Source organism: Lentzea albidocapillata, assembly GCF_000719115.1.
Taxonomy (GTDB): Bacteria; Actinomycetota; Actinomycetes; order Mycobacteriales; family Pseudonocardiaceae; genus Lentzea; species Lentzea albidocapillata.
The window spans coordinates 389,151-413,495 of the sequence record NZ_JOEA01000005.1 but is presented as its reverse complement, the minus strand read 5'-3'; the positions used below and the strand labels follow the sequence as shown (position 1 = coordinate 413,495).

The following is a 24,345-nucleotide window of genomic DNA, read 5'->3' as shown; positions in this document are numbered from 1 at the left end:
CCTCGATACAGACCCTAGACCCGGCTCATCTGCCGGCCGCTCTCGATCAGCTCGTCGGTGAACGAGTCGAGTGCCTGCGCGAAGTCGCGCTGGTCCGGCTCGTGCCAGTCCTGCAACTGGTCGAGCAGCCAGCGCCGCCACGCCCGCACGAGCTCGGCGAACACGTCCGCGCCCTGGTCGGTGAAGCGGTAGCCGTCGTCACCGAACGCCAGGTGCCCGGACCGCACGAGGGCCTGCGCGGTCGGTTCGAAGATGCCGCCGGGCACCTTCGTCATGTCGGCGATCTCGTCGAGCGTGGCCACGCCGTCGTCCGCCGACGCCCGGTACACGCGGCCGAGCAGCCACGCCTGTTCCAGCGGCAGGTCGACGCCGGAGCGCCGCAGCACGGCCAGGCCGGGGTCCTCGCCGGACCTCGCGACCACGGTGGAGACCAGTTTGCGCAGCTCGTCGTAGGAGTTCGACGGCGGTGCGGCGAAGCTCTCGCCCACGCCGCTGTTGCCGGCCGCGGCGGCACGGGACGTGTCGCGCAACTCGACCTGCGGCAGGAAGAACGCGACGGCCAGGGCCACGAGCCCGATCGGCGCGGCGATCAGGAACATCATCTGCACGGTCTCGGCGTACCCGGCGACGATCGGCGCTCTCAGCGCGTCCGGCAGCGCGTGGACGGCGGCGGGACTGGCGATGGCACGCGGGTCGACGCCCTGGGGGACCACCAGGTTCTGCGGCAGCTGGTTCGCGTAGATCGTGCCGAACATCGCGACACCGAACGAGCTGCCCATCGTGCGCAGGAAGGTGATGCCGGACGTGGCGACGCCGAGGTCGGTGTAGTTCGTGGTGCTCTGCACGACGATCACCGGCACCTGCATCACCAGGCCGATGCCCGCGCCCAGCACCATCATGAACGCGCCCATCTCCCAGTAGCTGGTCGACGCGTCCAGTAGCGACAGCAGGAACAGGCCGATGGTGAGCCCGGCCGAGCCGACCAACGGGAAGATCCGGTACTTGCCGGTGCGGCTGATCGTGTTGCCGGTGAGCAGCGCCGTGGCCATCAGCCCGGCGATCAGCGGCAGCATCCACAGACCGGACGCAGTGGCCGACTCGCCGCGCACGTACTGCAGGTAGATCGGCAGGTAGGTGATGCCGCCGAGCATCGCGAACCCGACGACGAAGCTCAGGATGCCCGACACCGTGAACACCCTGCTGCGGAACAACCTCATCGGCAGCATCGGCTCGGCCGCGCGCTGCTCCACCAGCACGAACGCGACCAGCAGCACGATCGAGCCCGCCGCCATCCACAGGATCATCGGCGACGTCCACGCGTACTCGGTGCCGCCCCAGCTCGTGACCAGTGTCAGCCCGGTCGCCGCCAGGGCGATCAGCGCGATGCCGGCGTAGTCGATCTTCGGGCGGCCCTCCGTCCTGATGGTGGGCAGCGCGGCGATCGCCACCAGCACCACCGCGATGCCGAGCGGGATGTTCACGTAGAACGCCCAGCGCCAGCTCAGGTGGTCGACGAACAGCCCGCCGAGCAATGGCCCGGCGACGGTCGCGACGCCGAACACCGCGCCCGCGAGCCCCTGGAACTTGCCGCGTTCCTTCAACGGCACGACGTCCGCGATGATCGCCATCGACGTGACCATCAGCCCGCCGGCGCCCAGCCCCTGCACCGCGCGGAACGCGATGAGCGTGCCCATCGACTCCGACCAGCCCGCGAAGAACGACCCGACCAGGAACAGCGCGACGCTGACGAGGAACGTCTTCTTGCGCCCGTAGAGGTCGCCGAACTTGCCGATAAGCACGGTCATGATCGTCTCGGCGAGCAGGTACGACGTCACCACCCACGACAGGTGCGCGCCGCCACCCAGGTCGGCCACCATCGTGGGCAGCGCGGTGGACACGATGGTCTGGTCGAGAGCGGCCAGCAGCATGGCGAGCAGGACGGCCGCGACGACCAGGTTCCGCCTGCGAGTGTCGATCATCTCGGGCACGGGGCGATGGTCGCGCAGGCCGGGCGATCTCGCAGGGCGGGACCGCACGTCCAGGGTCTGTATCGAAGTCTGGTCCGCGATGGCCCGACTCTCATCGAACCAGACTTCGATACAGACCCTAGGCTCGGAAGCGATCACCCGAAGGAGGCCGTCTTGATCTTCATCACCGCCAAGTTCCGCGTCCTGCCCGAGCACGCCGAGGCCTGGCCCGCGATCAGCCGCGGCTTCACCGAGGCCACCCGCGCCGAACCCGGCTGCCTGTGGTTCGACTGGTCGCGCAGCCTCGACGACCCGAACGAGTACGTGCTGGTCGAGGCGTTCCGCGACGGCGACGCGGGCGGCGCGCACGTGCAGTCGGACCACTTCAAGGCCGCCCAGGCGGAACTGCCGCGGTACCTCGCGGAGACGCCGCGCGTCGTCAGCCAGATGGTCGAGCAGGACGACTGGTCGGCGCTGGGCGAGATGGAGGTTGCGCCACGAGGGTGAGCCTTGCCCGGATCGTTTGGCGCAGTGCGGTTCCTCCGCCCAGGATGGCGCCATGGACGCCTTCGTGGAGTTGTCCGCCGAGCTGACCGGGTTCTCGGCGGAGGAGCTGAGGTCGACCGGACTGGTCGAGCAGTACCGCGCGCTGGCCGACGGCGCGCCGGAGAACGAGATCATCCAGCTCTGGTACACCGGGGTCTGGCGAGGGGTGATCCCGGACGAGCGCGCCTACGCCGAGGGCCTGGCGTGGAAGGCGGTCGGCGTGGCCGCGCCGGGCACCCGGGCTCCCGGGTTCGGCAGCTGGGAGCAGAGACCCCGGAGCAGCGCCCGGTGAGGGCCGTGGTCGTCGGCGCGGGGTTCGCCGGCTCGCTCATCGCCAAAGTGCTGGGGGACAACGGGTTCCGCGTGCTCGTGCTGGAGGCGGGCGCCGAGGCGAACCACGACGCGGTCGGCAGGTTCCGCACGGCGCTCGTCAAGTCACCGCTGAAGCCCTACCGCACGACTGCCGCCGCGCCGTCCAGCGACTACCTGATCAACACCGGGCCGTTCGACTACTCGAGCCCGTACCTGCGGATGAACGGCGGCACCGGCACCGCCTGGACCGGCATCACACCCCGGATGCACCCCGACGACTTCCACACCGCAGACCTGGGGCGCGGCCGCAACTGGCCGCTGAGCTACGCCGATCTGGAACCCTCGTACCGCGCCGCGGAGTGGGAGATCGGGATCGCTGCCGACGCCGACGAACAACGGCAGCACCTGCCCGTCGCGGACGGCTACCGCTATCCCATGCATGCCCTGCCCCGCACGTACCTCGACCATGCCATCGCGTCCGTTGTGGACGGTGCCAGCATCGACGGCCGCGAACTGCTCGTCGTCGGCACACCGCAGGCGCGCAACGGGGTTCCGGTGAACGGCTACCGGCCGGACGGCCGTCGGTGCACCGGCTACGCGAGTTGCGTGCCGGTCTGCCCGGAGAACGCCAAGTACACGCCGCACCGGACACAGAAGCGGTGGTCCGCGAACGTCGAACTGCGCACGCGCTGCGTGGTGAACCGGGTGCACGCCGACGCGTCCGGGCGCATCACGAAGGTCAGCTACCAGCGCTACGAGGACGACACGTCCGGCAGGCACACGCGGCACGACGAGGAGGCGGACGTCGTCGTCCTCGCCGCGCACGCCATCGAGAACGCCAAGCTGCTGCTCATGTCCGGGCTCGCGAACAGCAGCGACCAGGTCGGCCGCAACCTGATGGACCACCCCGCGCTGCTGACGTGGGCGCTGATGCCGCAGGCGATCGGCCCGTTCCGCGGTCCGGGCTCGACGACGGGCATCGAGGCGTTCCGCGGCGGTCCCGAACGTGGCGCGCGGGCGCCGTTCCGCATCGAGATCGGCAACTGGGGCTGGGGCTGGTCGGCAGGCAGCCCCGACTCCGACACCGCGGAGTTCGCCGCGGCGGGACTGCGGGGCAGGGCGCTGCGGGAGGCGGTGGCGGACCGGGTCGGCCGCCAGTTCACGCTCCAGTTCGAGATCGAGCAGGAGGCCGATCCGGCGAACCGCGTGACGCTCGACCACGCGCACCGCGACCCGCTCGGCAACCCGCGCCCGTCGATCCACTACGGACTGTCCGACTACGTCAAGGACGGCCTGCTGGCCGCGAAACGGGTCTCGGACCGGATCTTCGAGATGCTCGGCGCCGACGACTACACCTCGTACAAGCCCGACGAGGAACGGTACTTCGAGCACGACGGCGAGCCGCTGCGGTACTGGGGCGCGGGGCACGGCGGCGGCACGCACGTCATGGGCACCTCGCCGCGTGATTCGGTGGTGGACCAGTGGCAACGCTGCTGGGACCACCCGAACCTGTACGCGGTGGGGTGCGGCAGCATGCCGTCGCTCGGCACGTCCAACCCGTCGCTGACGATGGCCGCCCTGGTCCTGCGCACCGCGGACCACCTCGTCGCTACGTGCCGGACCGGTCCGGGCGCCGCGCTCGCTGAATCAGCAGGATCGCGGCCGCCACCGCGATGATGACGACGCCGTTGCCGAACGCCCAGAGCACGGCGTGGTCGTGGACGACGTCCCGGGAGACGGACGGGTCGCGGAAGACCGGGTTGACCTGCGTGATCAGCAGGACCTTCATCGCGACCGAGACCGCGAGGCAGCCCAGCGCGGGCGATGGCGCACGCGTGACGACCGCCAGGACCACGGCCAGCGGCCCCCACGGCAGGTAGTAGTAGATCGGGCTGCCCGCGGCGAACACGCCCACGAGCGAGCCGGGCCGCGGGTCCGCCAGCAGCTGCGGATTCCACACGACCTGTTCGTAGAGGTTGCCGAACAGCCACATGCTGAGCAGGGGCACGACCAGCCGCGAGAATCTCACCGGGCCATCATGGCGAAGATGTCGAAAGCGCCGTGACGTCGATCGACGCAGGGGTGGCAGCGGACGCTGCCAGTCGACAACGAGGAGACAACATGCGGTTCATGCTCATGCACCGAGTCCCGCAGGACGACCCGGCCTCGTGGGAACCGGGCCCCGAGCTCATCGAGCGGATGAACGCGTTCGTCGAGAAGCTGACGGCGGACGGCGTCATGCTCGGCGCCGAAGGCGTGCTGCCGCAGGGCGCGGTGGTGCGCAGGAGCGGTACGGCGATCAAGTCGACCGACGGGCCGTTCGCCGAGGCCAAGGAGGTGGTCGGCGGGTTCCTGCTGATCGGCGCGAAGGACCTCGCGGAGGCCACCGCCGTCGCCGAGGAGTACATCACGTGCTTCGCGGGCGTCGAGGAGATGTCGGTCGAGGTGCGGCGGGTCGCCGAGCTCGAGGACATCGAGCCCTACTTGGCCAGGTAGCCGGCAAGGTCCTCCCAGGTGGAGCCGCACGTCCTCAGGGTCGAGCGCGTGCGGCCCATCCAGCTGGTTGTCTAGTTGGACGCGCCGCCCGCGGCCAGGCGCATCAGGTCGGAGTCCAGGTCGATCGTCAGCTCCGTGCCGCCCGCGCTGCCGTACTCGTGCTGGTAGCTGCCCCACGACTCGTCGCGCACGGTCTTCTCGAAGCCCGAGGTCATGAGCGCCACCAGTTCGAGGGCCGCGCGGTCGATGCGCTTGTTGAGGCCGTTGTCCTGCCAGTCCTCGGTCGAGGCGAACAGCGAGGTCGGCACCACGACGGTCCGCAGGTAGGCGAACAGCCCGCGCATCTGGTCGTCGACCACGAGCGCGTGCCGCGCCGTGCCCGCGGTCGCGGCGAGCACGACGGGCTTCGCGATCAGCAGGTCGTTGTCGAGGATCTGGAAGAACGACGTGAGCAGGCCGCTCGCGCCCGCCTTGTAGACGGGGGTGCTCGCGACGATGCCGTCCGCGTGCTGCAGGGTCGCGATGGCGTTCCGCAGCTTCGGCCCGATGTGGTTGGACACCAGGGCGTTCGCGATCTCGGTGGCGAGCTCGCGCAGTTCGACCACCGTCGTGCCGACGGTGTGCGCCCGCTTGCCGGCGAGCGTGGTGACCCGTCCGGCGACGCGGTCGGCGAGCAGGCGGGTGGACGACGGGTCGCTCGTGCCGGCGGACACCACCACCAGCTGGAAGTTCTGGCCCATTACTCCTCGCTCTGGCTGAGCTTGCCGGTGATCGCGGCGAGCTGTTCGAGTTCTTCCGGCGTCAGCACGCTCAGGGCGCGCGTGACGCTGCGTGCGTGCGGGCGGCCGATCGCCCGCTGGGTCTCCCGGCCGGCCGGGGTGAGCGTCAGGCGCACACCCCGGCGGTCGCCGAGGTCGGGGCAGCGTTCGACCAGACCTCGTTCGACCAGGCGCTCGACCATGCGGGACAGGGCGGGCTGGCTCAGCAGCACGTGGCGGTTCAGCTCACTCATCCTGAGTGGACTGTCGCACTTGGACAGCTGGTAGAGCACGTCGTACTCCCGCATGGTCAGGTCGCCCCAGACGTCCTCCGCGTTGAACTGCTTCATCAACACGGCGTACGCCTTCATCAGGGACTCCCACGCCTCGTTGGCCCGGGTCACCGGGAGTCCTGGTACGGCGAGCCACCCGTGACGTTGTCACCCCGGTTGGCGTTCGGCTTGGGCTGGCGGACCGGGCCGTCGCCGTACTTGTCCCTGACGCGCCCGGAGTGCGTCGGCGGCTTGGCGGTCCCGGGGTCCTGGCGCGTCTCGATCTCCTTGCGCAGCACCGGAACCACCTCCTCGCCGAGCAGGTCGAGCTGGTTGAGCACGGTCTTGAGCGGCAGGCCGGCGTGGTCCATCAGGAACATCTGGCGCTGGTAGTCGCCGAAGTGCTCGCGGAAGGTCAGCGTCTTGTCGATGACCTCCTGCGGGCTGCCGACGGACAGCGGCGTCTGCTCCATGAAGTCCTCCATCCGCGGGCCGTGGCCGTAGACGGGGGCCTCGTTGAAGTACGGGCGGAACTCCTTGACCGCATCCTGCGACCGCTTCGCGATGTACGCCTGGCCGCCGAGGCCGACGATGGCCTGCTTCTCCGTGCCGTGGCCGTAGTGCGCGTACCGCTGGCGGTAGAACTCGATCAGCCGGATGTAGTGCTCCTTCGGCCAGAAGATGTTGTTGGCGAAGAAGCCGTCGCCGTAGAAGGCGGCCTGCTCGGCGATCTCGGGCGTGCGGATCGACCCGTGCCACACGAACGGCGGCAGGTCGTCCAGCGGCCGCGGGGTGCTGGTGAAGCCCTGCAACGGCGTGCGGAACTTGCCCTCCCAGTCCACGACGTCCTCGCGCCACAACCGGTGCAGCAGGTTGTAGTTCTCGAGCGCCAGCGGCAGGCTCTGCCGGATGTCGGCACCGAACCACGGGTAGACCGGCGCGGTGTTGCCGCGGCCCAGCATCAGGTCCATGCGGCCCTTCGCCAGGTGCTGCAGCATCGCGTACTCCTCGGCGATGCGCACCGGGTCGTTCGTGGTGATCAGCGTCGTGGCGGTGCTGACGATGAGCTTCTTCGTCTTCGCCGCGATGTGGCTGAGCAGCGTGGTGGGCGCGGACGAGAAGAACGGCGGGTTGTGGTGCTCGCCGATCGCGAACACGTCGAGCCCGACCTCCTCGGCCTTCTCCGCGATCTGCACGATCGCGTCGATGCGCTCGGCCTCGCTCGGGGTCTCGCCGCTCACCGGGTCCCTGGTGATGTCGCTGACCGAGAAGATTCCGAACTGCACGGCACCCGCCTCCTTCAAACTTAGTGACTTATGCGTTTGCATCTACTCTAACGCCTGGGTGCCCCACCTATTCCCACTACCCTGATCACATGTCGCTGGGCGTGGGGGACGCCGGCTTCAGTTACGGCGGAGTCCCCGTTTTCGCAGATCTGTCCTTCACCGTCGATCCTGGTGAGGCCGTTGCCGTCGTGGGCCCGAACGGTTCGGGCAAGTCGACGCTGCTCCGCTGCCTGGTCGGGGCCGAGGTGCTGGACTCCGGCACCGTGCTGTTCGACGGCGCCGAGCTGGACGAGTCGTCGGCCGCGGTCCGGTCCGGCGTCGCGTCGCTGCTCGACGACGCCGACTACTTCCCGGACGTGTCCGTCGTGGAGCACCTGCGGCTGCTGGCCTGGCTGCACGGGTCGCCGGCCGATGTCCCGGCGGTGCTCGGGGAGGTCGGGCTGACCGCGGTGGCGGACCAGCTGCCGCCGACCCTGTCCTCGGGGCAACGGCACCGGCTCGGGCTGGCGTCGTGCTTCGTGCGGCCGCGCTCGGTGCTCGTGCTGGACGAACCCGAGCAGCGCCTCGACGCGGCCGGCCGCACCTGGCTGCGGTCCCGCCTGCTGGCGGAGAAGGCCGCCGGGGTGGCCGTGGTGTTCGCGTCGCACGACCACGAGCTGGTGGAGGCGGTGGCGTGCCGGACCGTCACGCTGTGACCGCGTCAGCCGTCCGGCGCCGGCTCCGCCCGCCCGTGCCGTGGCGCTTCCAGGTCGCGCGGCTGTACGCCCCGTTCGTCAACTTCTCGATCGCCGGCCTGGTCGGCTACGGCTGGGCGTATGCCGGGCTGACCAAGACCTCCTATCCAGGGGGCGCGTGGACCGCGCTCTGGTTGTCGGTGCTGGGCGCTACCGTGCTGATGAAGGTGGCGCTGGCGGCCGGTCCCGTCTTCGCGGTCGCGGACCGGATGTTCTGGGTGCTGAGCTCGCCCGTGCCGCGCGAGGCGTTGTTGCGGCCTCGGTTCCTGTGGCTGCTCGCGGTGGGTGCGGTGGTGGGTGCCGGCTGGCCCGCCGTTGTGTCCGGGATGGTGGGGGCCGTGCTCCCGCCCCTGGTCGCGGCGGGAGCCGGGTCTGCCTGCGGGGTGGCTGTGGTGGCCGGTGCCGTGGCGTTGCAACGGGCTCGGGTGCGGCCGCAGGGGTGGTTGAGCGGGCTGGTCGGGCTGGCGGTGGTGGCGCTGCTGGTACCGCCCGGCCGGTTCGGCCTGCCGGTGTCCTGGCCTGGTTCCGGTGGTGGGGAGGCGGGTTCGGGCGGTTCCGCGGTGCGGCCGGGGTCGGTCGGTACGCAGGTGGGCGAGCCGGGTTCGCTGGGCGGCTCGGTGGGTGAGCTGGGATCACTGGGCGGGCCGGTGGACGAGCCGGGTTCGTTGAGCGGGCTGGTGGGTGAACCGGGTTCGCTGGGCGGGTGGACCGGTGTGGTCGGCGCTGCCTGGGTGGTGGCGATCGGCCTGGCGGTGGTGGCGGCCGCCTCGCTGCGGTCCCTGCGGCGGTCCGACCTCGCGGCGGGCGGTGCGCTGGCGGGCGTGGCGCGGGTGTCGGTGAGCTGGTTCGACCTCGCGCTCCTCGGCGCCGTGCTGGCCGAACGCCGTGCCCGCGCGCTCGGCCGCGTGAAGTCGGTGCGGCTGAGGGGGTCCCGGCTCGTCGTCCTCGCCTGGACCGACGCGCTCCGGCTGCGCCGCACCCCCAACGCCGCGCTCGTCTGGGCGGCGTTGCTGCCCGCTCCGGCGCTGGTGTCCGTGGGCTGGCAGGGCGCTGTCGTCCCCGCCGTCCACCTCGTCGCCGCGTTCCTGGCCACCGACCGGCTCGCCGCGGGGCTGAAGTTCGTGTGCCGTTCCCCGGCGATGCGCCGCGCCCTGGGCCTGCCGGACCGTCAGCTGATGCTGGCGCACCTCGTGTTCCCCGCGGCCGGCGCGTTGCTGTGGTGTGCCGTCACCGCGGCGTTCACCCCGCACGTGTCCGCGGTCAACGCGCTGATCTCGGCGGTGGGGGCGGTGGCTGTCGTGTACCGGATCGCCACCCGGCCGCCGGTCGACTACGGCGCCGCGATCATCGACTTCGGGGTGCTCGGGCCGACGCCGCTCGGCCTGATGGCGCAGTTCAGCCGCGGTCCGGCGTTGCTGGCGGTGCTCGGCCTCCTACAGCTGGCGCTGTAGGAGGTCCGGCGTTCTGCGTCAGCCGAGCAGTTCGGCGACCCGCGTGGCGGTGGCCACGGTGGACTGCGGGTTCTGACCCGTCACGAGCAGGCCGTCCACCACAACCGTGCTCGACCACGGCTCACCCGACGCGAGCCGGGCGCCCAGAGCGGTCAGCCGACCGGCGACCGAGTAGGGGACGGCCAGGCCTCCCTGGCGCTCCTCCTCGTCGCTGAACACCGCCATCTCCTTGCCGGCGAACACGAACGTGCCGTCCGCGCGGACCGCGCTGAGCAATCCGGCCGGTCCGTGGCACAGCGCCGCGACGAGCTTGCCGCCGTCGTGGAAGTCCGCCAGCAACGCGCCCAGTGACGCGTCGAACGCCAGGTCCGCCATCGGGCCGTGCCCACCCGGCAGGTAGATCGCGTCGAAACCGGCGGCGTCCACATCGGACAGCACGGCCGGAGCGCGCAGGTCCTCCAGTGAGGCAACGGCTTCGTCGAACTTGCCGTCGAGGCTCGCCTTGTCCACGGTCGGCACGACTCCGCCCGGCGTCGCCAGCGTCACCTCGACACCGGCTTCCCGCAGCACGCGCACGGACTCGACGACCTCCTCAGCCCAGAACCCCGTGGGGTGGGCCGAGCCGTCCGCCAGCGTGAGCGAGTCGGCGCCGGACACGACCATCAGTAGCTTCTTCATGTCGACCAGGACATCACAGATCTGACGAACGCGACGAACGAGCTATAAGATGACTTATGGCTTCGAGGTTGACGGACCTGGACCTGCTGGCGACGTTCCTGGAGATCTACCGGGGCGGCTCGCTCACCAGCGCGGCCACCAGACGGGGGCTCACCCAGCCGGCGGTCAGCGGCCAGCTCGCCAAGCTGGAGAAGGAGCTCGGCGAGCCGCTGTTCGTGCGGAGCAGTCGCGGGGTCACACCCACACCCCGTGCCGACGACCTCGCCCGCCGCGTCGGCGGGCACGTCGACCAGCTCCGCACCGCGCTCGAACCCGGAGGAACCCTCGAGGGCACGGTCCGGGTCGGGGGAGCGGCGGAGTTCATGACCGTGCGAGGCCTGCCCGCACTCGCCCCGCTGACGCGCAGGGGACTCCGGGTCGAGGTGACGTTCGGCCTGGCCGGTGACCTGCTCGCCGCGCTGCGGGCCGCGAAACTCGACGTGGTCCTGTCCTCTGTGCGCCCCGCCGCCGGGTTCACCGCCACGCCGTTCACCGACGAGGAGTTCCTGCTGGTCGGGCCACCTTTGCTGGCGAGGACCGTGGACCAGGACCTGCTGGCCACGGACCCGGCGCGAGCCCTCGAACACCTGCCGCTCGTCGCCTACGACGGCGGTCTGCCGATCATCCGCCGCTACTGGCGCAGCGAGTTCGGCACACGCCCGGCGAACACCGTCGCCGTCACCGTGCCCGACCTGCGCGCCGTGCTGGCCGCGGTGATCGCCGGGGCCGGGGTGTCCGCCCTGCCGCGCTATCTCGCCGAACCCGCGCTCGCCGCCGGATCCGTCGAACAGCTGCACCACCCGGAGGTACCCCCGCTCAACACCCTCTACGTCGTCACGCGCGGCACGACCACGGCGGCCACCGACGCCGTCGCCGAGCACCTGCGGTCACGCGACTGGGGTGTCCTCTGAGCGATCAGTCCTGAGTGGACCGCGGCTTCTCAGACGCTCCTGAGCACCGAGACCACGATGCCGAGGATGACGGCCTTGTCGCCGTCGATGACGGGGTAGGCGGCGTTGCGCGGTTCGAGGAACACGTGGCCGCCCTTGCGCTGGTACACCTTGACCGTCGCCTCCTCCTCGATCATCGCGGCGACGATCTGCCCGTTGTACGCCTCGTGCGTCTGCCGCACCACGACCGTGTCGCCGTCGCAGATCGCGGCGTCGATCATCGAGTCGCCGCGCACGCGCAGCGCGAACACGTTGCTGCCCCGGCCGACCAGGCCACGCGGCAGGTGCAGCACCTCGTCCACGTGCTCGACGGCGGAGATCGGCGCACCGGCGGCGATGTCGCCGACGACCGGCACCGAGATCGAGTCCTCGGAGATCATCCCCGGCGCCATCGGCGCGCCGCTCAGGAAGACCCGCACGTCCATCGGCCTCGTCACCGAGCCGCCGCGCTTGAGGAAACCCTTGTCCTCCAACGCCATCAGGTGCCGGGAGACGCTGGAGGACGACTTCAGGCCGACGGCCTCGCCGATCTCGCGCGTGCTGGGGGAGTAGCCGTGCTCGACGACCCAGTCACGAATGGCGACCAGGATCATCTGCTGGCGCTCCGGCAGCACGGTCGTGTCGAGCTCGAGATCGTCGTAGGCGGTCATCGGTCGATAGTAGTAATCCGCTTGCCAGCCACGATCGGGTGGTCGTTCGATCATGAGATGACCTCTGCCTGGGTAGGAGAACTCGTCCGGCTCCGCGGCGTCGAACCGGAGGACTGGGACGCGTTCCAGCGGTTCGACGAGAACACGGACGACATGCGGCGCGCGGACCGGGTCCACCCGCCGCGATCCGCTGCCGCCCAACGGGAGTGGGCGCAGACGACCTCGCTGAAGAAGCCGGCGGACGACAGGGTGTTGCTGGCCGTCGAGTCGCTCGCCGGTGGGGTACTGGCCGGGATGGTCTCCACCGGCGAGATCGACCACCGCGCCGGCCGGTTCATGTACGGGGTCGCGATCGGCACCGAGCACAAAGGACGCGGCTACGCGACGGAAGCCGTGCGACTTCTGCTGAACTTCATGTTCGGCGAGCGGCGGTTTCACAAGTGCGAGGCGAGCGTGTGGGCGTTCAACGACGCCTCGATCGCGTTCCACCGCAAGCTCGGCTTCACCGAGGAGGGCAGGCTGCGCGACCACGAGTTCTTCGCGGGCCGCCACCACGACGTGGTGCTGTTCGGGATGACCGCGGCCGAGTTCGCCGCCCGGCACCCGTACCCGCGCGAGATCTGACCGGTTGCCGCACGATGTGGCGGTGAGCACACGTCGGGAACGCTCCTGGGGCCTGCGACCAGGTAGGTCTGTGCGAACCGAAGCGGCGCCCGTGGCGCTGACACCAGAAGTGGCGCCGGCGGTGCTGGACGAGTCCGCGCTGCTGGAGCTCTACGAATCGACGGCCGAGCGGTTGCACCGCTACGTGGCCAGGCGGGTCGGCGCCGACACCGCGCAGGACGTGGTGTCGGAGGCGTTCCTGGTGCTCTGGGACCAGCGCGGCGGGCAGGCCTACGAGGCCGACGCCGTGCGGGCCTGGCTCTACGGGGTGGCGACGAACCTGCTGCGCGGCCACGTCCGTGCCGAGGAACGCAAGCTGCGGGCGTGGAGCAAGGAGTACGCGGGCCGTACCGACGAGGCGGACATCGGCGACCGCGTGAGTGCCGTCGCCGACGCCGACGTGCTCGCAGGACCGCTCACCTCCTGGCTCGCGGAACTGCGCGTCGAGGAACGTGAGGTGCTGCTGCTGCACGCGTGGGCGGAGTTCACGCCCACCGAGATCGCCGTGGCGCTCGACGTCCCGGTGGCCACCGTGCGCACCCGTCTGCACCGTGGCCGCGCACGGCTGCGCACCCGCCTCGCCGCGACCGACTACGACTTCACCGAGGAAAGCCATGTCTGAGCCCACCAAGCCCGAGACCCTCGACCGAGTGCTCGACGCCGCTCTTTCGCGTGCCGGTGACGAGCCCGTCCAGTTCGACGTGACCGCCGGCAAGAACGCCCTGGCCGCCGCTCTGAAGTCACGCGCCGAAGTGGCCGAGCCGATCGCGGCCGGCGCCGGGCACCGGCCACGCAAGCGGGTCCGCTGGCTCGCCGCCGCGGCCGCCGTGGCCGTGCTGACCGGCGGTGGCCTGGCCGCGTCGACCGTCGACCTCACCGGTGTCGGCAGCAACTCCGCGACCGCCGCCGAAGAGCTGATCAAGGCCGCCGACCTGGCGTCCCGCGTGGTCGAACGCCCTGTCGCCCCTGGCCAGTTCCTCTACGTGCGGACCCGGTACAAGGGCATCTCCATCGAGGACCCCGTCGACACGGCGACGACCACCGACATGACCAACGAGGAGTGGATCCCGGCTGACCGCCGCGACGAGTGGATGTTCAAGATCAAGATCAACGCGGTCGGGTGGCTGCCAGGACACGAGGGCGACGGCGAGCCGGAGGCCGGCACGCATTTCAAGGACGGTCAGGAGTTCCGCGGCAAGTGCGGCAAGTACTCCTACTTCGCCGAGGGCCAGCCGGATCGTTGCACGGTCGGTGACTTCCACAACCCCACACCGGAGTTCATCGCCGCGCTGCCGAAGGACCCGAAGGAGCTGCTGACCAGGCTCAGGGGCGAGAGCGGGGACTCGGACGGGGCTGCTCTGCAGCAGGCTCGCGAGGCGCTGCAGTCGGGTGAGTACCCGGCCGAGGTGCGCGCGAACATCTTCCGTGCGCTCGCGCTGATGCCTGGTCTGGTCGTCACGGACAAGAAGGCGAACGTCGACGGCAAGGAAGGCGTCGCGCTGGGCATCCGGTACATCGAGGACTTCACCGAGATCATCATCGACCCGGAGAACGGCGACTTCATCGGCGGTCGGTACACCGTTGCCGAAGACCTGTCCAAGGAGCAGGGCGGGCTGGACAAGGGCACCGTCCGCCAGTCCTACTCCGTGGTCTCCGGGGTGGTCGGCTCGTTGGGTGGCCGCCCCTAAAACTTCTCCCGCCGTTCGGGGCGCGGGAGAGACATGCAACCCTGGGGTTGCGCATCCTCGGGGGGATGTGCAACTCTGGGGTTGCACTTATTAGCGGACCTGGGAGTTGTCGTGAGCGTGGACCGGATCGAACGCGAGACCCTGATCGAAGCACCGCCGGCGCGGGTCTGGCAGCTGGTGACCGAGCCGGGGTTCTGGGTGGCCTCCCAGCCGTCCGGCAACGCGGTCGAGGGGGAGACGACCCTCTGCAAGAACGAGCAGTACGGCGACTTCCCGGTGCGGGTCGAGACCGTGACGCCGCAGACGTACGTGTCCTACCGCTGGGCCAGCGCGTTCGGAGGGCAGGAGCTGAGCGCGGACAACACGACGCTGGTCGAGTTCACCCTCACGCCTGAGGGCACGGCGACCAGGCTGAAGGTCGTGGAGAGCGGGTTCTCGCGGCTCGCGGGTTCGGAGGAGTTGCGCGCGAAGGCTCTTCAGGACAACACCGGTGGCTGGTCCGAGGTGCTCGAGGCGTTCACGAAGAAGGCCGAAAGCTAAGTTGAGCACGTGCCCAAGTCAGCCGACCGCGGTCGCCGCACCCGTGAACAACTGATCGACGCCGCCGCACAGCTCGTGGGCGAGGTCGGCTGGGGCGCGGTGACCACGCGGCTGGTCGCCGAACGGGCGGGCGTCAACGCCGCGCTCGTGCACTACCACTTCTCGTCGGTGTCCGAACTGCTGTCGACGGCCGCGCTGCAGTTCGCCTCACGCGCGCTGGCCGAGTCGGCGCAGGCGCTGGCGGCGGTGTCGCCGGCCGAGGGCGTCGAGCGGATCTTCGCGGACCTGTCCCGCTTCACCGGCACGGATCCCGAGTCGTTGCTGCTGGCCGAGGCGTTCCTGGCCGCGCACCGGCTGCCCGGGCTGCGGGCCGGGCTGTCGGCACTGGTCGTTGATTTCCGGACGCGGGTCGCCGAGTGGTTGCGGGACTCGGGCGTGCAGGACGCCGACGCGGTGGCGTTGTTGCTGGGCGCGGCCATCGACGGCTTGGTGCTGCATCGCGCGCTGGACTCGTCAGTCGACTTCCGCGTGGTCGCGGGTCCGTTCCGGCGCCTCGTCGCGGGCTGACCAGCGCGGCTCACCGCCGGCCTCGGCGAACGCGGTCAGCGCCTCGACCAGGCCGTGCCGCAGGTGCTCCGGCATGCGGGCGACGATCCTGCTGATCTCGGCCCTGCGCCGGGACATCACCTGGCTCACGACCAGGCTGCCCTCCACGCTCGCGACGACCACGACCTCGCGTTTCGAGGCGGGGTTCGGGGCGCGGTCGACCATGCCGGACGTGATCAGGCGGTCGATCATGCGGTTGGCCGTGGACGGGTTGACCTCTGTGTTCGCGAATCGGCTCAGGGCGGCGCACGGCGGTGTCTACAAGTTCCTCGCCGCCGTGCGCACCGGCACGCGCAACACCGCGATCCGTGACTACGCCAAGGTCTGCATGGACACCGTGCTCGACCACATGACGGTGCTCGAAGCCACCGGGATGGTCGACTTCAACGACACCGAGGCGATTCCGCTGGCGTTGGTCGCGCAGCCGTCCTCGATCGCACCCACGCCGCCTGCCGCCCGTGTGCCGCAGGCGGTCACGCAGAACTCCCAGCGGTTGCAACAGCAGGACGACGGCGACATCCCCGACGGCGCGCTCGGGCTGGGTGTGCTGGCGCTGGTCGTGGCCGGTCTCTGGTTCTGGACGAGTGGGCGGGGCAGTCGCAGGCACGCACCCGTAGTGTTAGATTGGGCATATGCCTAAGTCGAACGCCCAACAACGTGCGCTGATCGTCGGAGCGGGGATCGCCGGGCTCACGTCCGCGTGGTGGCTGGAACGCGCCGGGTGGGACGTGTCGGTGGTGGAGAAGGCACCGTCGTTCCGCGCGGGCGGCTACATGATCGATTTCTTCGGGCCGGGTCACGAGGTGGCGCGGCGGATGGGGCTGCTGCCGGCGCTGGAGGCGCGGCGGGCACCGATCTCGTCGGTGACCAGCGTGGACTCCTCCGGGCGCCGGCGCGCTGAGATCTCCGCCGCCGCCTACGAGGCGGTCGCGGACGGGGTGATCAGCCTGTTGCGCGGTGACCTGGCCTCGGTGATCCGCGACGACCTGCGAGCCTCGATTAGTTACGGCACAACGGTTTCCGCTGTCTTCGACGACGGCCGGGTGACGTTCCCCGACGGGTCTTCGGACGAGTTCGACCTGGTCGTGGGGGCTGACGGGGTGCATTCGCGGGTGCGGGAGCTGGTGTTCGGGCCGTCGCCGTCGTTCGTGCGGTATCTGGGGCATCACACTGCGGCGTTCTCGGTCCGGGACGCGGAGCTGAGCGCTCGGATCGGCCACCGCTACCAGATGCTGACCGTGCCGCATCGGATGATCGGCTGCTACGCCGTGCGGGACGGGGCGATGGCCGCGTTGATGCTCTACCGGTCCGCTTCTCCCGAGCTGCCCGCTGATCCGGCTGCGGCGCTGCGGGAGCGGTTCGGCGACCTCGGCTGGGTCGCGCCCGCGCTGCTCTCCGTGGTGCCAAAGGACGTCTACTACGACGAAGTGTCCCAAGTGGACATGCCGGTGTGGCATCGCGGCAAAATCGTGCTCGTGGGCGACGCGTGCGGGGCGGTCTCGCTGTTCGCCGGCCACGGGGCTTCACTCGCGATGACCGGCGCCTGCGTGCTGGCGGAAGAGCTCACTGCTGGTGCCGAGGGCGCTTTCGAGCGCTATCAGGGCCGGATGAAGCCCGCCGTGGAGCACACCCAGGAGTTCGGGCGGCGGTTCATCGGCTGGATGGCACCCTCGTCCGCGTGGCGGATCACGTTGCGCGACATGGTGTTGCGGCTCTCCGGCCTGCCCGTCGTGCGGAAGCTGATCCGCGGCTCCGTCGCGCCGGACGTCGACGGCGTGCTCACCCCCGCCTGATCACCTCGCGTGCGTCAGCGCGCGTCGTAGGCCTGGCGGTTGATCAGCACCTCGGCGATGTGCTCCTCCGCCCACCGGCACAGCGCGAGCAGTGGCTCGTACAACGTGAACCCGAGCTCCGTCAGTTCGTACTCGACCCGCGGCGGCACCTCGGCGTACACGTGCCGCGTGACCAGTCCGTCGCGTTCGAGGTCCCGCAGCGTCTCGGTCAGCACCTTGCCGCTGATGCCGTCGAGCTGCGCCTTGAGGTCGCCGATGGACGGAGCCGGGATCGACCTGATGCGCGTCGTCGGCGGGAAGGTCGTCGAGGTGTGGCTGTTCACGGCCGACCCGGCGGAGGAGGACGCCTTCTGGGGTCAGGGGTGATTTCGGCGCGTCCCGCCACCCGATCGGGCTAGGTCACGACAGACTGTGGGACGTGGAACGGGATCGCAGGTGGGCGGACAAGGGTGAGGCCATCGGGCACGGCGTGAGCTGGCTCGCGCGGTGGAGTCTACGGGTGGCGCTGGCCGCGCTCGGCTTCTGGATGGTCTTCTGGCTGGTCGGGAAGCTGTGGGTGGTCGTCATGCCCGTGCTGCTCGCCCTGCTGATCACGACGGTGCTGTGGCCGCCGGCGCGATGGATGATGTCGAAGGGCCTCAACTCGGCCCTGGCGGCGACGATCGTGCTGCTCGTCGGGCTCGGCGTGCTGGGCGGGGTCATCGCGGCGATCTCGTCGTCGATCGCGTCCGGTGTGCCGGAGATCGCGCAGAGCGCGCAGAGGGCAGTCAGGCAACTGCAGGACTGGGCGTCCGGGCCACCGTTCAACCTGCGCGACACGGATCTCGACCGGCTCATCTCGCAGGGCGTCGACCAGATCCAGTCCAGCATCGGGTCGATCGCCGGCGGGCTGCTGACCGGCGCGGGCGCGGTGACCTCGGGCCTGGTGACCGGGATCGTGGCGCTGCTGCTGGCCTTCTTCTTCGTCAAGGACGGCATGCGGTTCACGCCGTGGGTCCGCGGGCTGATCGGTGAGCGCGCCGGCGGGCACGTCACGACGGTGCTGGAGCGGATCTGGGTCACGCTCGGCAGCTTCATCCGCAGCCAGGCCATCGTGTCGCTGATCGACGCGATCTTCATCGGGGCGGGCCTGATGATCCTCGGCGTGCCGCTGGCGGTGCCGCTGGCCGCGCTGACGTTCCTCGGCGGCTTCATCCCGATCATCGGCGCGTTCATCGCCGGTGCGCTGGCCGTGCTGGTCGCGCTCGTCAGCAACGGCCTGACCACGGCCATCATCATGCTGATCATCGTCATCGTGGTGCAGCAGGTCGAGGGCAACGTGCTGCAGCCCATCCTGCAGTCGCGCAGCCTGCGCCTGCACGCGGCGGTCGTCCTGCTCGTCGTCACGGCAGGCACGTCGCTCTACGGCATCGCGGGCGCGTTCTTCTCCGTCCCGGTCGCCGCCGCCGTGGCCGTCGTGGTGCGCTACCTGGGCGAAGTCATCGAAGCCAGGTCCGTAATGGTTACGTCACAACCTGACGGGGATGAACCAGGGGAGACCGAACGTTCTCCTGAGTGAACACCGAGAAGAGGAGTGACACTGTGACGGAGAAGGCTGTTCTCGCGGGCGGCTGTTTCTGGGGCATGCAGGACCTGTTCCGCCGCCACCCCGGCGTCGTCTCCACGCGCGTCGGTTACACCGGCGACCCCAGCACGCCGAACGCCACGTACCGCCGCCACGGCAACCACGCCGAGGCCATCGAGATCGTGTTCGACCCCGAGCAGCTCAGCTACCGGCAGGTCCTGGAGTTCTTCTTCCAGATCCACGACCCGTCGACCCGCGACCGCCAGGGCAACGACATCGGCGCCGGTTACCGCTCGGCGATCTTCTACACCGACGACACCCAGAAGAAGATCGCGGAGGAGACGATCGCCGCGGTCGACGCCTCCGGCAAGTGGCCGGCCAAGGTCGTCACCGAGGTCACCCAGGAGTCGGACTTCTGGCTGGCCGAGCCGGAGCACCAGGACTACCTGGAGCGCTACCCGAACGGCTACACGTGTCACTACGTGCGGCCGGAGTGGCAGCTCGGCGAGCGTTGATCGTCGCGCCGCTCGCCTGAAGCGCGCCGGCTGATGAGGGCCGTCCATGCGGACGGCCCTCATTATCGTCTCCGCGCTCAACAGCGGCGAGGCCCTAGATCAAGTCCGCCAGCTCCACCCGGCGCAGGAACTCGCCACGGACCCGGTCCGCCACCGCGTTCACGACCTCCGCGCCGTCGGAGGACGGGTCGACGTGCACCCGGAACGGCGGCTTCGCGGCGCCGACCACGTCCACGATCGCGTCCGCCACGGCGCCGACGTCCGCCCAAGAGGGCTCCAGTTCGGCGAGGCGGCGACCCACCTGGTCCATCAGGCCGGGGTAGAGCTCCTCGTACTCCGAGGCGCGGGACGTGTCGGCGGGCGCGCCGCTGTGCGTGAAGTGGTTGGTGCCGTGGGTGAACGCGCCCGGCACGACGATCGTGGTCTCGATGCCGAACCGCAGCAGTTCGGCGCGGTAGGAGACGGCGACCGCGTCCATCGCCGCCTTCGCCGCGAAGTACGGGGCCAGGTACGGGGGAGTGCCGCCGCGCGTCGAGCTCGAGCCGACCCACACGACGTGGCCGGAACGCTGCCCTCGCAGGTGCGGCAGGGCGGCGCGGTTCACGCGCTGGGTGCCCAGGACGTTGACGTCGTACAGGTTCGCGTACTGCTCCGGCGTGAAGGCTTCGGCCGGGCCGGTGACCATGTGGCCCGCGTTGTGGACGACCACGTCCAGGCGGCCCTGCTCCAGGACGATCGAGCCGATCGCGGCGTCCGCGGACTCCTGTGACTGCACGTCGAGTTCGACGGCGTGCACGTCGGCCTTGTTCTCGACCCCGAAGGCCTTCAGGTCCGCGACGGCGGTGGCGTTGCGGCCGAGGGTTTCCCTCATGCCCGCGTAGACCGTGTTACCGGCGAGGGCGAGCCTGCGGACCGCCAGCGCGCCGAAGCCGCTGGACGCTCCCGTGACGACGATGACCTTGCCCATCAGATGATGCCTCCGTTCGCACGAATGGTCTGGCCGTTGATCCAGCGGGCGGGACCGGCCAGGAACGAGATGACCTCCGCGATGTCGCCGGTCGAGCCGAGGCGCTCCAGCGGCGGCTGCTTCGCGAGGGTGTCGATGGCCGCCTGGTCCTTGCCGTCGAGGAACAGTTCGGTGGCCGTGGGGCCGGGCGCGACGGTGTTCACGGTGATGTCGCGGCCGCGCAGCTCACGGGCGAGGATCAGGGTCAGCGCCTCGACGCCGCCCTTGGACATGGCGTAGGCCCCGTACTGGGGGAAGCGCAGGCCCACCACGGACGACGACACGTTGATGACCGCGCCGCCGTCGCGCAGCCTGCGGGCGGCCTGCTGGTTCACGATGAACGTGCCGCGGGCGTTGGTGCGCATGATGTGGTCGAACGTGTCGAGGTCCATGTCCGCCACGGTGCCGAGCGGCATGATGCCCGCCGAGTTCACCACGACGTCGACGCCGCCGAAGGTCTCCTCGGCCAGCTCGAACGCGGCGGTGACGGCCTCCTCGTCGCCGACGTCGGCCTGCGCGGCGACGGCCTGGCCGCCATTGGCCCTGATCTTCTCCACGGCCTCGTCGGCGGCGGTCTTGTTGCCGGCGTACACGATGACAACGGCCGTTCCGTCGGCGGCGAGGCGTTCGGCGGCTGCCCGCCCGATGCCCCTCGATCCGCCGGTGACGATCGCAACGCGAGTCATGTCAGTGCTCCTAGCTGCTGTTTCCGCTGTTACCCACAGAAACGTATCACTGATATCAAATCAGCGCTACCGCTCACGTGTTATCGTCGTTACATGGACACGAGAGAGCGTCTGGTGAAGGCTGCGGCCGACCTGCTGATCGAGGGCGGCAAGGAAGCGGTCTCCACGCGCGCGGTGGCCGCGGCCGCGGGAGTGCAGGCGCCGACGCTGTACCGGCTGTTCGGCGACAAGGACGGGCTGCTCGACGCCGTGGCGGGGTTCGGCTTCTCCGACTACCTCGCGTCCAAGCACGCGATGGGGGTCGGTGGCGACCCCGTCGACGACCTGCGCGGGGGGTGGGACCTGCACATCGGCTTCGGCCTGGCGCGGCCCGCGTTCTACCTGCTGATGTACGGCGAGCCGCGCAGGCGTGCGGCGCGGCTGGAGGCGGACGCGATGCTCCGCGAGATCATCAGCCGCATCGCGGCGGCGGGCCGCCTGACGGTCCCGGTGGAACAGGCGGCGCAGTTCGTGCACGCGGCGGGCATGGGCGTGGTGCTGGCGTTGCTGGCGACGCCGGAGGAGGACCGCGACCTGGAGCTCATCACGTTCTCGCGGGAGCAGGTCATCAGGGCGATCACGACCGACGCCGCGCCGAACGGGCCGACGGACATCCCGAGCCGGGCGATCGCACTGCGCGTCGCATTGGAAGAGGACCCGCCCCTGATGCTGTCTCCAGCGGAACGGGTCCTCCTGGCCGAGTGGCTCGACCGGGTGGCGAAGTGACCTACGCGTTCGGGTCGAACGCGATGCCGGCCGGCTTCGCCTGACCGAGGTTGTGGTTGAACGCGCCGTCCTTGATCGCGAGGGACGCGCTGCCGAAGTTCGCGTTCACGAGCTTGTCGCGCACGCCGGCGGGGTAGCGGTCCCAGCTGACCAGAGCGGGGTACTGGTAGACCCCGTAGTGGTTCTCCGCCTGCTCGCCCGCGCCCGCGAGACGGAAGCAGTGCGTGCTGGCGCCGTCCTTGTGGTAGATGATCTTCGGGTGGGTGCCTTCCCACTGCACGTTGGCACGCGGGTGCGTCTTGTACTTGCCGTGCTCCGACGTCGAGACGTACTGGGCCACGTCGTTCTGCACCCAGACGACCACGTGCTCGATGTCGTGGCGGTGGCCGCAGCAGTCCCAGAGCGGCACGGCCTGGTCCTTCTCGAAGTACAGGTCGTACAGGTAGGCGCACCAGCCGTTGTTGCACTTGGAACGGCTGTAGGAGTTGGTGTTGTCCAGGTCGGACCGGTCGTGGCAGTTACCGTTCAGGGCGCCCGAGTTCTTCAGGCCGGGCGCGATGTCACCGGTCGGCGAGATCGCCGGGGTGGGGTAGCAGCCGTCACCGTCGTAGTCGAACGCCGGTTGCCACTTGCCGTCGGCCGCCTCGTGGTTGGCGGGGATGGCCCGGGGCGGGTCAGCGAGCGCGATGCCGGGGAACAGTGCCGTGATCAGCAGTGCTCCGGCGAGCGCGGACAGGAGTTTCTTCCTCAACAGCGGCCTCCGGGATGCAGGGGGAGCGAGGCTTGCGAGGCTGAAGGTGGTACATGAAGCACCTTCACGTCTAGGTACTTCGCCAAATCTTTGCCGTACCGGGAAATTAACAACCCGGAACGGAATCGGTCACGTCCCGGGGTCGCGCTCTCATCGGCCCGCGTGCGACGGGTCGCCGGGCGTCTCACATGCGGGCCGAGCCGACCTTCCAGTACCCGCTGAACATGATCGCCTTGCGGTCCACCCCGCGCTCCTTGACCAGGTGCCGGCGTACCCCGGTCGCGAGCGCCGACTCCCCGCACGCCCACGCGTAGTCCACAGTGGACAGCGCCTTGTCCTGGATCGCCTTCAGTACGGCAGATCCCGGCTCGGCGTCGCCGCGCAGCACCCATTCCACGTCGAGGTCGACGCGGTAGGACTCGTCCGGCACCTCGACGAAGACGTGCACCGGCCGCGTCTCGGCCTCGAGGATCGCGGCGAGGGCGGGCAGCGCTGTCTCGTCGGCCGCGAGCAGCACCGACCCACCGGCGGGCGGACGGTAGGCGGAGCCGCCCGCCCGGAACCCGGCCTTGTCACCCGCGATCGCGCGCCGCGCCCACCGCGTGCCGGGGCCGGCGTCGCCGTGCACGACGAAGTCGACGTCGATCTCGGCCACGTCCGGCCGGTGCGCGCGGACCGTGTACCAGCGCAGGTCCGGCCTCGTGTCCTCGGGCATCGCGCGCAACGACGTGCGGACGTTGATGCGGTCGTCGGCCGGCATGACGAGTTCGCGGCCGGTCGCCATCAGCAGGCCGAAGTACTCGTCGGGTCCGGTCACCGCGAACGACGCGAACTCCGGCGCGTGGAAGGTGATCCGGCGCATGTGGTCACTGAGTTCGGTCACCGCCGTGACGGTCATGACGAACTGGTCGAAGACCTCGCGGCGGTTGGCCGGGGCCATCATCATCTCGGCGGCCTTGGTGGCGGCCTTGAGGGTGAACCGGTCGAAGGCGGAGTAACGCGACATGCCAGCAACGTACACGTTTGGTTAGGCTTACCTAAACCATCGGGCCAAATCGAGATCGAGAGCGCACACTGCGGACATGTTCCCCAGGACCGCGCAACAACAATGGTGGTTCGAAGAGCCCGCGAGCAAGAACCGCAGCCAGGCCACCGGTCTGCGGCTCGCCATCGCCTACCTCCGGCGCGACGCCGAGGCCGTCGAACGGCTGCTGCCGGACGACCAGGGCGAGATCTGGCTGGTGATGGGCGCGTTGGAGAACGGTCTGCTCGGCCTCAACCAGCTGTACCCGCCCGGCCCGCCGGACGAGGTGTGGGAACGGGTCACGCCGATCATCGACGCCTCCGCACCCAAGGGGGTCGCCCCGCGCGCACGCGCATTGCTCGCGGCGATGACGGACGCCATGTACAACGCCACGCTCGGTGAGGTCTCCGAACGCAAGGAGCAGGATCCGTACGTGGGTGCGCACCTGTATGCGGCGATCACGGCGATGCGCTCCATGGAACACGAGGGCAGCATCCAGCGCATGCAGGCCAAGGCCGACGAGCTCGACCCGCCCCTGGATGGCGTCCCTGAGCTGTGGCGACAGGGCTGAGGCGCAACTAACAGAGACCCCGATGTGCATGCCC

Annotated in this window: 31 protein-coding genes; 18 read left to right on the top strand and 13 right to left on the bottom strand. The window is 70.0% G+C overall.

The window, feature by feature from the left end:
- Nucleotides 1-14: 14 nt before the first annotated feature.
- Entirely contained in the window at nucleotides 15-1,979 is a 1,965-nt protein-coding gene (locus tag IG04_RS0108715) for an MDR family MFS transporter (protein WP_051769390.1), read from the bottom strand.
- Between the two features lie 162 nt (nucleotides 1,980-2,141).
- Between IG04_RS0108715 and IG04_RS0108710 the strand changes: the two genes are divergently transcribed.
- From IG04_RS0108710 to IG04_RS0108700, 3 genes are read left to right on the top strand one after another with little or no spacing between them, the layout of a single operon-like run.
- Nucleotides 2,142-2,474 (top strand): putative quinol monooxygenase, encoded by a 333-nt coding sequence (locus IG04_RS0108710; RefSeq protein ID WP_030476044.1) that lies wholly within the window; start codon nucleotides 2,142-2,144, stop codon nucleotides 2,472-2,474.
- 52 nt (nucleotides 2,475-2,526) lie between these two features.
- Nucleotides 2,527-2,805, top strand: a complete 279-nt coding sequence (locus IG04_RS0108705) for a hypothetical protein (protein WP_030476043.1) — start codon at nucleotides 2,527-2,529, stop codon at nucleotides 2,803-2,805.
- The gene (locus IG04_RS0108700; protein WP_084400820.1) at nucleotides 2,802-4,502 is read left to right on the top strand and encodes a GMC family oxidoreductase; all 1,701 of its coding nucleotides are present in this window, start codon (nucleotides 2,802-2,804) and stop codon (nucleotides 4,500-4,502) included. Before IG04_RS0108705 ends, IG04_RS0108700 begins: the two co-directional genes overlap by 4 nt.
- On the opposite strand, the gene IG04_RS0108695 is transcribed toward IG04_RS0108700, so the two are convergent.
- Nucleotides 4,435-4,854: a hypothetical protein gene (locus tag IG04_RS0108695; protein WP_030476041.1), complete on the bottom strand. Its 420-nt coding sequence runs from the start codon at nucleotides 4,852-4,854 to the stop codon at nucleotides 4,435-4,437. The two genes, IG04_RS0108700 and IG04_RS0108695, sit on opposite strands and share 68 nt — an antisense overlap.
- A gap of 92 nt (nucleotides 4,855-4,946) precedes the next feature.
- Here IG04_RS0108695 and IG04_RS0108690 point away from each other — a divergent pair, with 92 nt between their 5' ends.
- Nucleotides 4,947-5,321 carry a YciI family protein gene (locus IG04_RS0108690; RefSeq protein WP_030476040.1) on the top strand — a complete coding sequence of 125 codons (375 nt, stop codon included), beginning with the start codon at nucleotides 4,947-4,949 and terminating at the stop codon, nucleotides 5,319-5,321.
- A 71-nt stretch (nucleotides 5,322-5,392) separates the two neighbouring features.
- Here the strand turns inward: IG04_RS0108690 and IG04_RS0108685 are convergent, their stop codons facing one another.
- From IG04_RS0108685 to IG04_RS0108675, 3 genes are read right to left on the bottom strand one after another with little or no spacing between them, the layout of a single operon-like run.
- On the bottom strand, nucleotides 5,393-6,061 hold the full coding sequence (locus IG04_RS0108685) for a CE1759 family FMN reductase (protein WP_030476039.1): 669 nt from the start codon (nucleotides 6,059-6,061) through the stop codon (nucleotides 5,393-5,395).
- Nucleotides 6,061-6,483 (bottom strand): MarR family winged helix-turn-helix transcriptional regulator, encoded by a 423-nt coding sequence (locus IG04_RS0108680; protein ID WP_030476038.1) that lies wholly within the window; start codon nucleotides 6,481-6,483, stop codon nucleotides 6,061-6,063. The genes IG04_RS0108685 and IG04_RS0108680 overlap by 1 nt, the downstream gene beginning before the upstream one ends.
- Nucleotides 6,480-7,637, bottom strand: coding sequence for an LLM class flavin-dependent oxidoreductase (locus IG04_RS0108675; protein WP_030476037.1), 1,158 nt, complete (start codon nucleotides 7,635-7,637; stop codon nucleotides 6,480-6,482). The genes IG04_RS0108680 and IG04_RS0108675 overlap by 4 nt, the downstream gene beginning before the upstream one ends.
- An 89-nt stretch (nucleotides 7,638-7,726) precedes the next feature.
- Between IG04_RS0108675 and IG04_RS0108670 the strand changes: the two genes are divergently transcribed.
- Both IG04_RS0108670 and IG04_RS0108665 read left to right on the top strand, forming a co-directional pair.
- The gene (locus IG04_RS0108670) at nucleotides 7,727-8,332 is read left to right on the top strand and encodes an ABC transporter ATP-binding protein (protein WP_030476036.1); all 606 of its coding nucleotides are present in this window, start codon (nucleotides 7,727-7,729) and stop codon (nucleotides 8,330-8,332) included.
- The gene (locus IG04_RS0108665; RefSeq protein WP_030476035.1) at nucleotides 8,329-9,822 is read left to right on the top strand and encodes a DUF6297 family protein; all 1,494 of its coding nucleotides are present in this window, start codon (nucleotides 8,329-8,331) and stop codon (nucleotides 9,820-9,822) included. Before IG04_RS0108670 ends, IG04_RS0108665 begins: the two co-directional genes overlap by 4 nt.
- Before the next feature lie 18 nt (nucleotides 9,823-9,840).
- Here IG04_RS0108665 and IG04_RS0108660 read toward each other — a convergent pair whose 3' ends face one another.
- Nucleotides 9,841-10,500 (bottom strand): type 1 glutamine amidotransferase domain-containing protein, encoded by a 660-nt coding sequence (locus tag IG04_RS0108660; protein ID WP_030476034.1) that lies wholly within the window; start codon nucleotides 10,498-10,500, stop codon nucleotides 9,841-9,843.
- 56 nt (nucleotides 10,501-10,556) lie between these two features.
- On the opposite strand from IG04_RS0108660, the gene IG04_RS0108655 reads away from it, so the two are divergent.
- Entirely contained in the window at nucleotides 10,557-11,450 is an 894-nt protein-coding gene (locus IG04_RS0108655) for a LysR family transcriptional regulator (protein WP_036014091.1), read from the top strand.
- A 29-nt stretch (nucleotides 11,451-11,479) separates the two neighbouring features.
- Here IG04_RS0108655 and lexA read toward each other — a convergent pair whose 3' ends face one another.
- Nucleotides 11,480-12,139, bottom strand: coding sequence for a transcriptional repressor LexA (lexA, locus tag IG04_RS0108650; RefSeq protein ID WP_030476032.1), 660 nt, complete (start codon nucleotides 12,137-12,139; stop codon nucleotides 11,480-11,482).
- A gap of 57 nt (nucleotides 12,140-12,196) precedes the next feature.
- On the opposite strand from lexA, the gene IG04_RS0108645 reads away from it, so the two are divergent.
- The 5 genes from IG04_RS0108645 to IG04_RS0108625 all read left to right on the top strand — a co-directional run bounded on the left by IG04_RS0108645 (nucleotide 12,197) and on the right by IG04_RS0108625 (nucleotide 15,597).
- Nucleotides 12,197-12,763 (top strand): GNAT family N-acetyltransferase, encoded by a 567-nt coding sequence (locus IG04_RS0108645; protein ID WP_030476031.1) that lies wholly within the window; start codon nucleotides 12,197-12,199, stop codon nucleotides 12,761-12,763.
- 70 nt (nucleotides 12,764-12,833) lie between these two features.
- The gene (locus tag IG04_RS0108640; protein ID WP_036014090.1) at nucleotides 12,834-13,424 is read left to right on the top strand and encodes an RNA polymerase sigma factor; all 591 of its coding nucleotides are present in this window, start codon (nucleotides 12,834-12,836) and stop codon (nucleotides 13,422-13,424) included.
- Complete coding sequence (locus IG04_RS0108635) at nucleotides 13,417-14,490, top strand: CU044_5270 family protein (RefSeq protein WP_030476029.1); 1,074 nt, start codon at nucleotides 13,417-13,419, stop codon at nucleotides 14,488-14,490. Before IG04_RS0108640 ends, IG04_RS0108635 begins: the two co-directional genes overlap by 8 nt.
- A gap of 111 nt (nucleotides 14,491-14,601) precedes the next feature.
- Entirely contained in the window at nucleotides 14,602-15,030 is a 429-nt protein-coding gene (locus IG04_RS0108630; protein WP_030476028.1) for an SRPBCC domain-containing protein, read from the top strand.
- Between the two features lie 9 nt (nucleotides 15,031-15,039).
- Complete coding sequence (locus IG04_RS0108625; protein WP_030476027.1) at nucleotides 15,040-15,597, top strand: TetR/AcrR family transcriptional regulator; 558 nt, start codon at nucleotides 15,040-15,042, stop codon at nucleotides 15,595-15,597.
- Here IG04_RS0108625 and IG04_RS0108620 read toward each other — a convergent pair.
- On the bottom strand, nucleotides 15,544-15,828 hold the full coding sequence (locus IG04_RS0108620) for a helix-turn-helix domain-containing protein (protein WP_051769283.1): 285 nt from the start codon (nucleotides 15,826-15,828) through the stop codon (nucleotides 15,544-15,546). The two genes, IG04_RS0108625 and IG04_RS0108620, sit on opposite strands and share 54 nt — an antisense overlap.
- Between IG04_RS0108620 and IG04_RS0108615 the strand changes: the two genes are divergently transcribed.
- Nucleotides 15,809-16,276 carry a hypothetical protein gene (locus IG04_RS0108615; protein ID WP_144065151.1) on the top strand — a complete coding sequence of 156 codons (468 nt, stop codon included), beginning with the start codon at nucleotides 15,809-15,811 and terminating at the stop codon, nucleotides 16,274-16,276. The two genes, IG04_RS0108620 and IG04_RS0108615, sit on opposite strands and share 20 nt — an antisense overlap.
- On the top strand, nucleotides 16,269-17,429 hold the full coding sequence (locus IG04_RS0108610) for an FAD-dependent oxidoreductase (RefSeq protein ID WP_030476024.1): 1,161 nt from the start codon (nucleotides 16,269-16,271) through the stop codon (nucleotides 17,427-17,429). The genes IG04_RS0108615 and IG04_RS0108610 overlap by 8 nt, the downstream gene beginning before the upstream one ends.
- Before the next feature lie 14 nt (nucleotides 17,430-17,443).
- On the opposite strand, the gene IG04_RS0108605 is transcribed toward IG04_RS0108610, so the two are convergent.
- On the bottom strand, nucleotides 17,444-17,752 hold the full coding sequence (locus IG04_RS0108605; protein ID WP_084400818.1) for a winged helix-turn-helix transcriptional regulator: 309 nt from the start codon (nucleotides 17,750-17,752) through the stop codon (nucleotides 17,444-17,446).
- A gap of 95 nt (nucleotides 17,753-17,847) precedes the next feature.
- On the opposite strand from IG04_RS0108605, the gene IG04_RS0108600 reads away from it, so the two are divergent.
- Nucleotides 17,848-18,987, top strand: a complete 1,140-nt coding sequence (locus IG04_RS0108600; protein WP_051769281.1) for an AI-2E family transporter — start codon at nucleotides 17,848-17,850, stop codon at nucleotides 18,985-18,987.
- Nucleotides 18,988-19,010: 23 nt separating this feature from the next.
- Nucleotides 19,011-19,508, top strand: a complete 498-nt coding sequence (msrA, locus tag IG04_RS0108595) for a peptide-methionine (S)-S-oxide reductase MsrA (protein WP_030476021.1) — start codon at nucleotides 19,011-19,013, stop codon at nucleotides 19,506-19,508.
- Nucleotides 19,509-19,602: 94 nt separating this feature from the next.
- Here the strand turns inward: msrA and IG04_RS0108590 are convergent, their stop codons facing one another.
- Both IG04_RS0108590 and IG04_RS0108585 read right to left on the bottom strand, forming a co-directional pair.
- Nucleotides 19,603-20,475 (bottom strand): SDR family NAD(P)-dependent oxidoreductase, encoded by an 873-nt coding sequence (locus tag IG04_RS0108590; RefSeq protein WP_030476020.1) that lies wholly within the window; start codon nucleotides 20,473-20,475, stop codon nucleotides 19,603-19,605.
- Nucleotides 20,475-21,200, bottom strand: coding sequence for an SDR family oxidoreductase (locus IG04_RS0108585; protein WP_030476019.1), 726 nt, complete (start codon nucleotides 21,198-21,200; stop codon nucleotides 20,475-20,477). The genes IG04_RS0108590 and IG04_RS0108585 overlap by 1 nt, the downstream gene beginning before the upstream one ends.
- Nucleotides 21,201-21,293: 93 nt before the next feature.
- On the opposite strand from IG04_RS0108585, the gene IG04_RS0108580 reads away from it, so the two are divergent.
- The gene (locus IG04_RS0108580; protein ID WP_030476018.1) at nucleotides 21,294-21,965 is read left to right on the top strand and encodes a TetR/AcrR family transcriptional regulator; all 672 of its coding nucleotides are present in this window, start codon (nucleotides 21,294-21,296) and stop codon (nucleotides 21,963-21,965) included.
- 1 nt (nucleotide 21,966) lies between these two features.
- On the opposite strand, the gene IG04_RS0108575 is transcribed toward IG04_RS0108580, so the two are convergent.
- Both IG04_RS0108575 and IG04_RS0108570 read right to left on the bottom strand, forming a co-directional pair.
- Entirely contained in the window at nucleotides 21,967-22,716 is a 750-nt protein-coding gene (locus IG04_RS0108575; RefSeq protein WP_030476017.1) for an NPP1 family protein, read from the bottom strand.
- Nucleotides 22,717-22,900: 184 nt separating this feature from the next.
- Complete coding sequence (locus IG04_RS0108570; RefSeq protein WP_211257707.1) at nucleotides 22,901-23,722, bottom strand: siderophore-interacting protein; 822 nt, start codon at nucleotides 23,720-23,722, stop codon at nucleotides 22,901-22,903.
- Between the two features lie 76 nt (nucleotides 23,723-23,798).
- On the opposite strand from IG04_RS0108570, the gene IG04_RS0108565 reads away from it, so the two are divergent.
- Complete coding sequence (locus IG04_RS0108565) at nucleotides 23,799-24,311, top strand: hypothetical protein (RefSeq protein ID WP_030476015.1); 513 nt, start codon at nucleotides 23,799-23,801, stop codon at nucleotides 24,309-24,311.
- The last annotated feature ends 34 nt before the right edge of the window (nucleotides 24,312-24,345 follow it).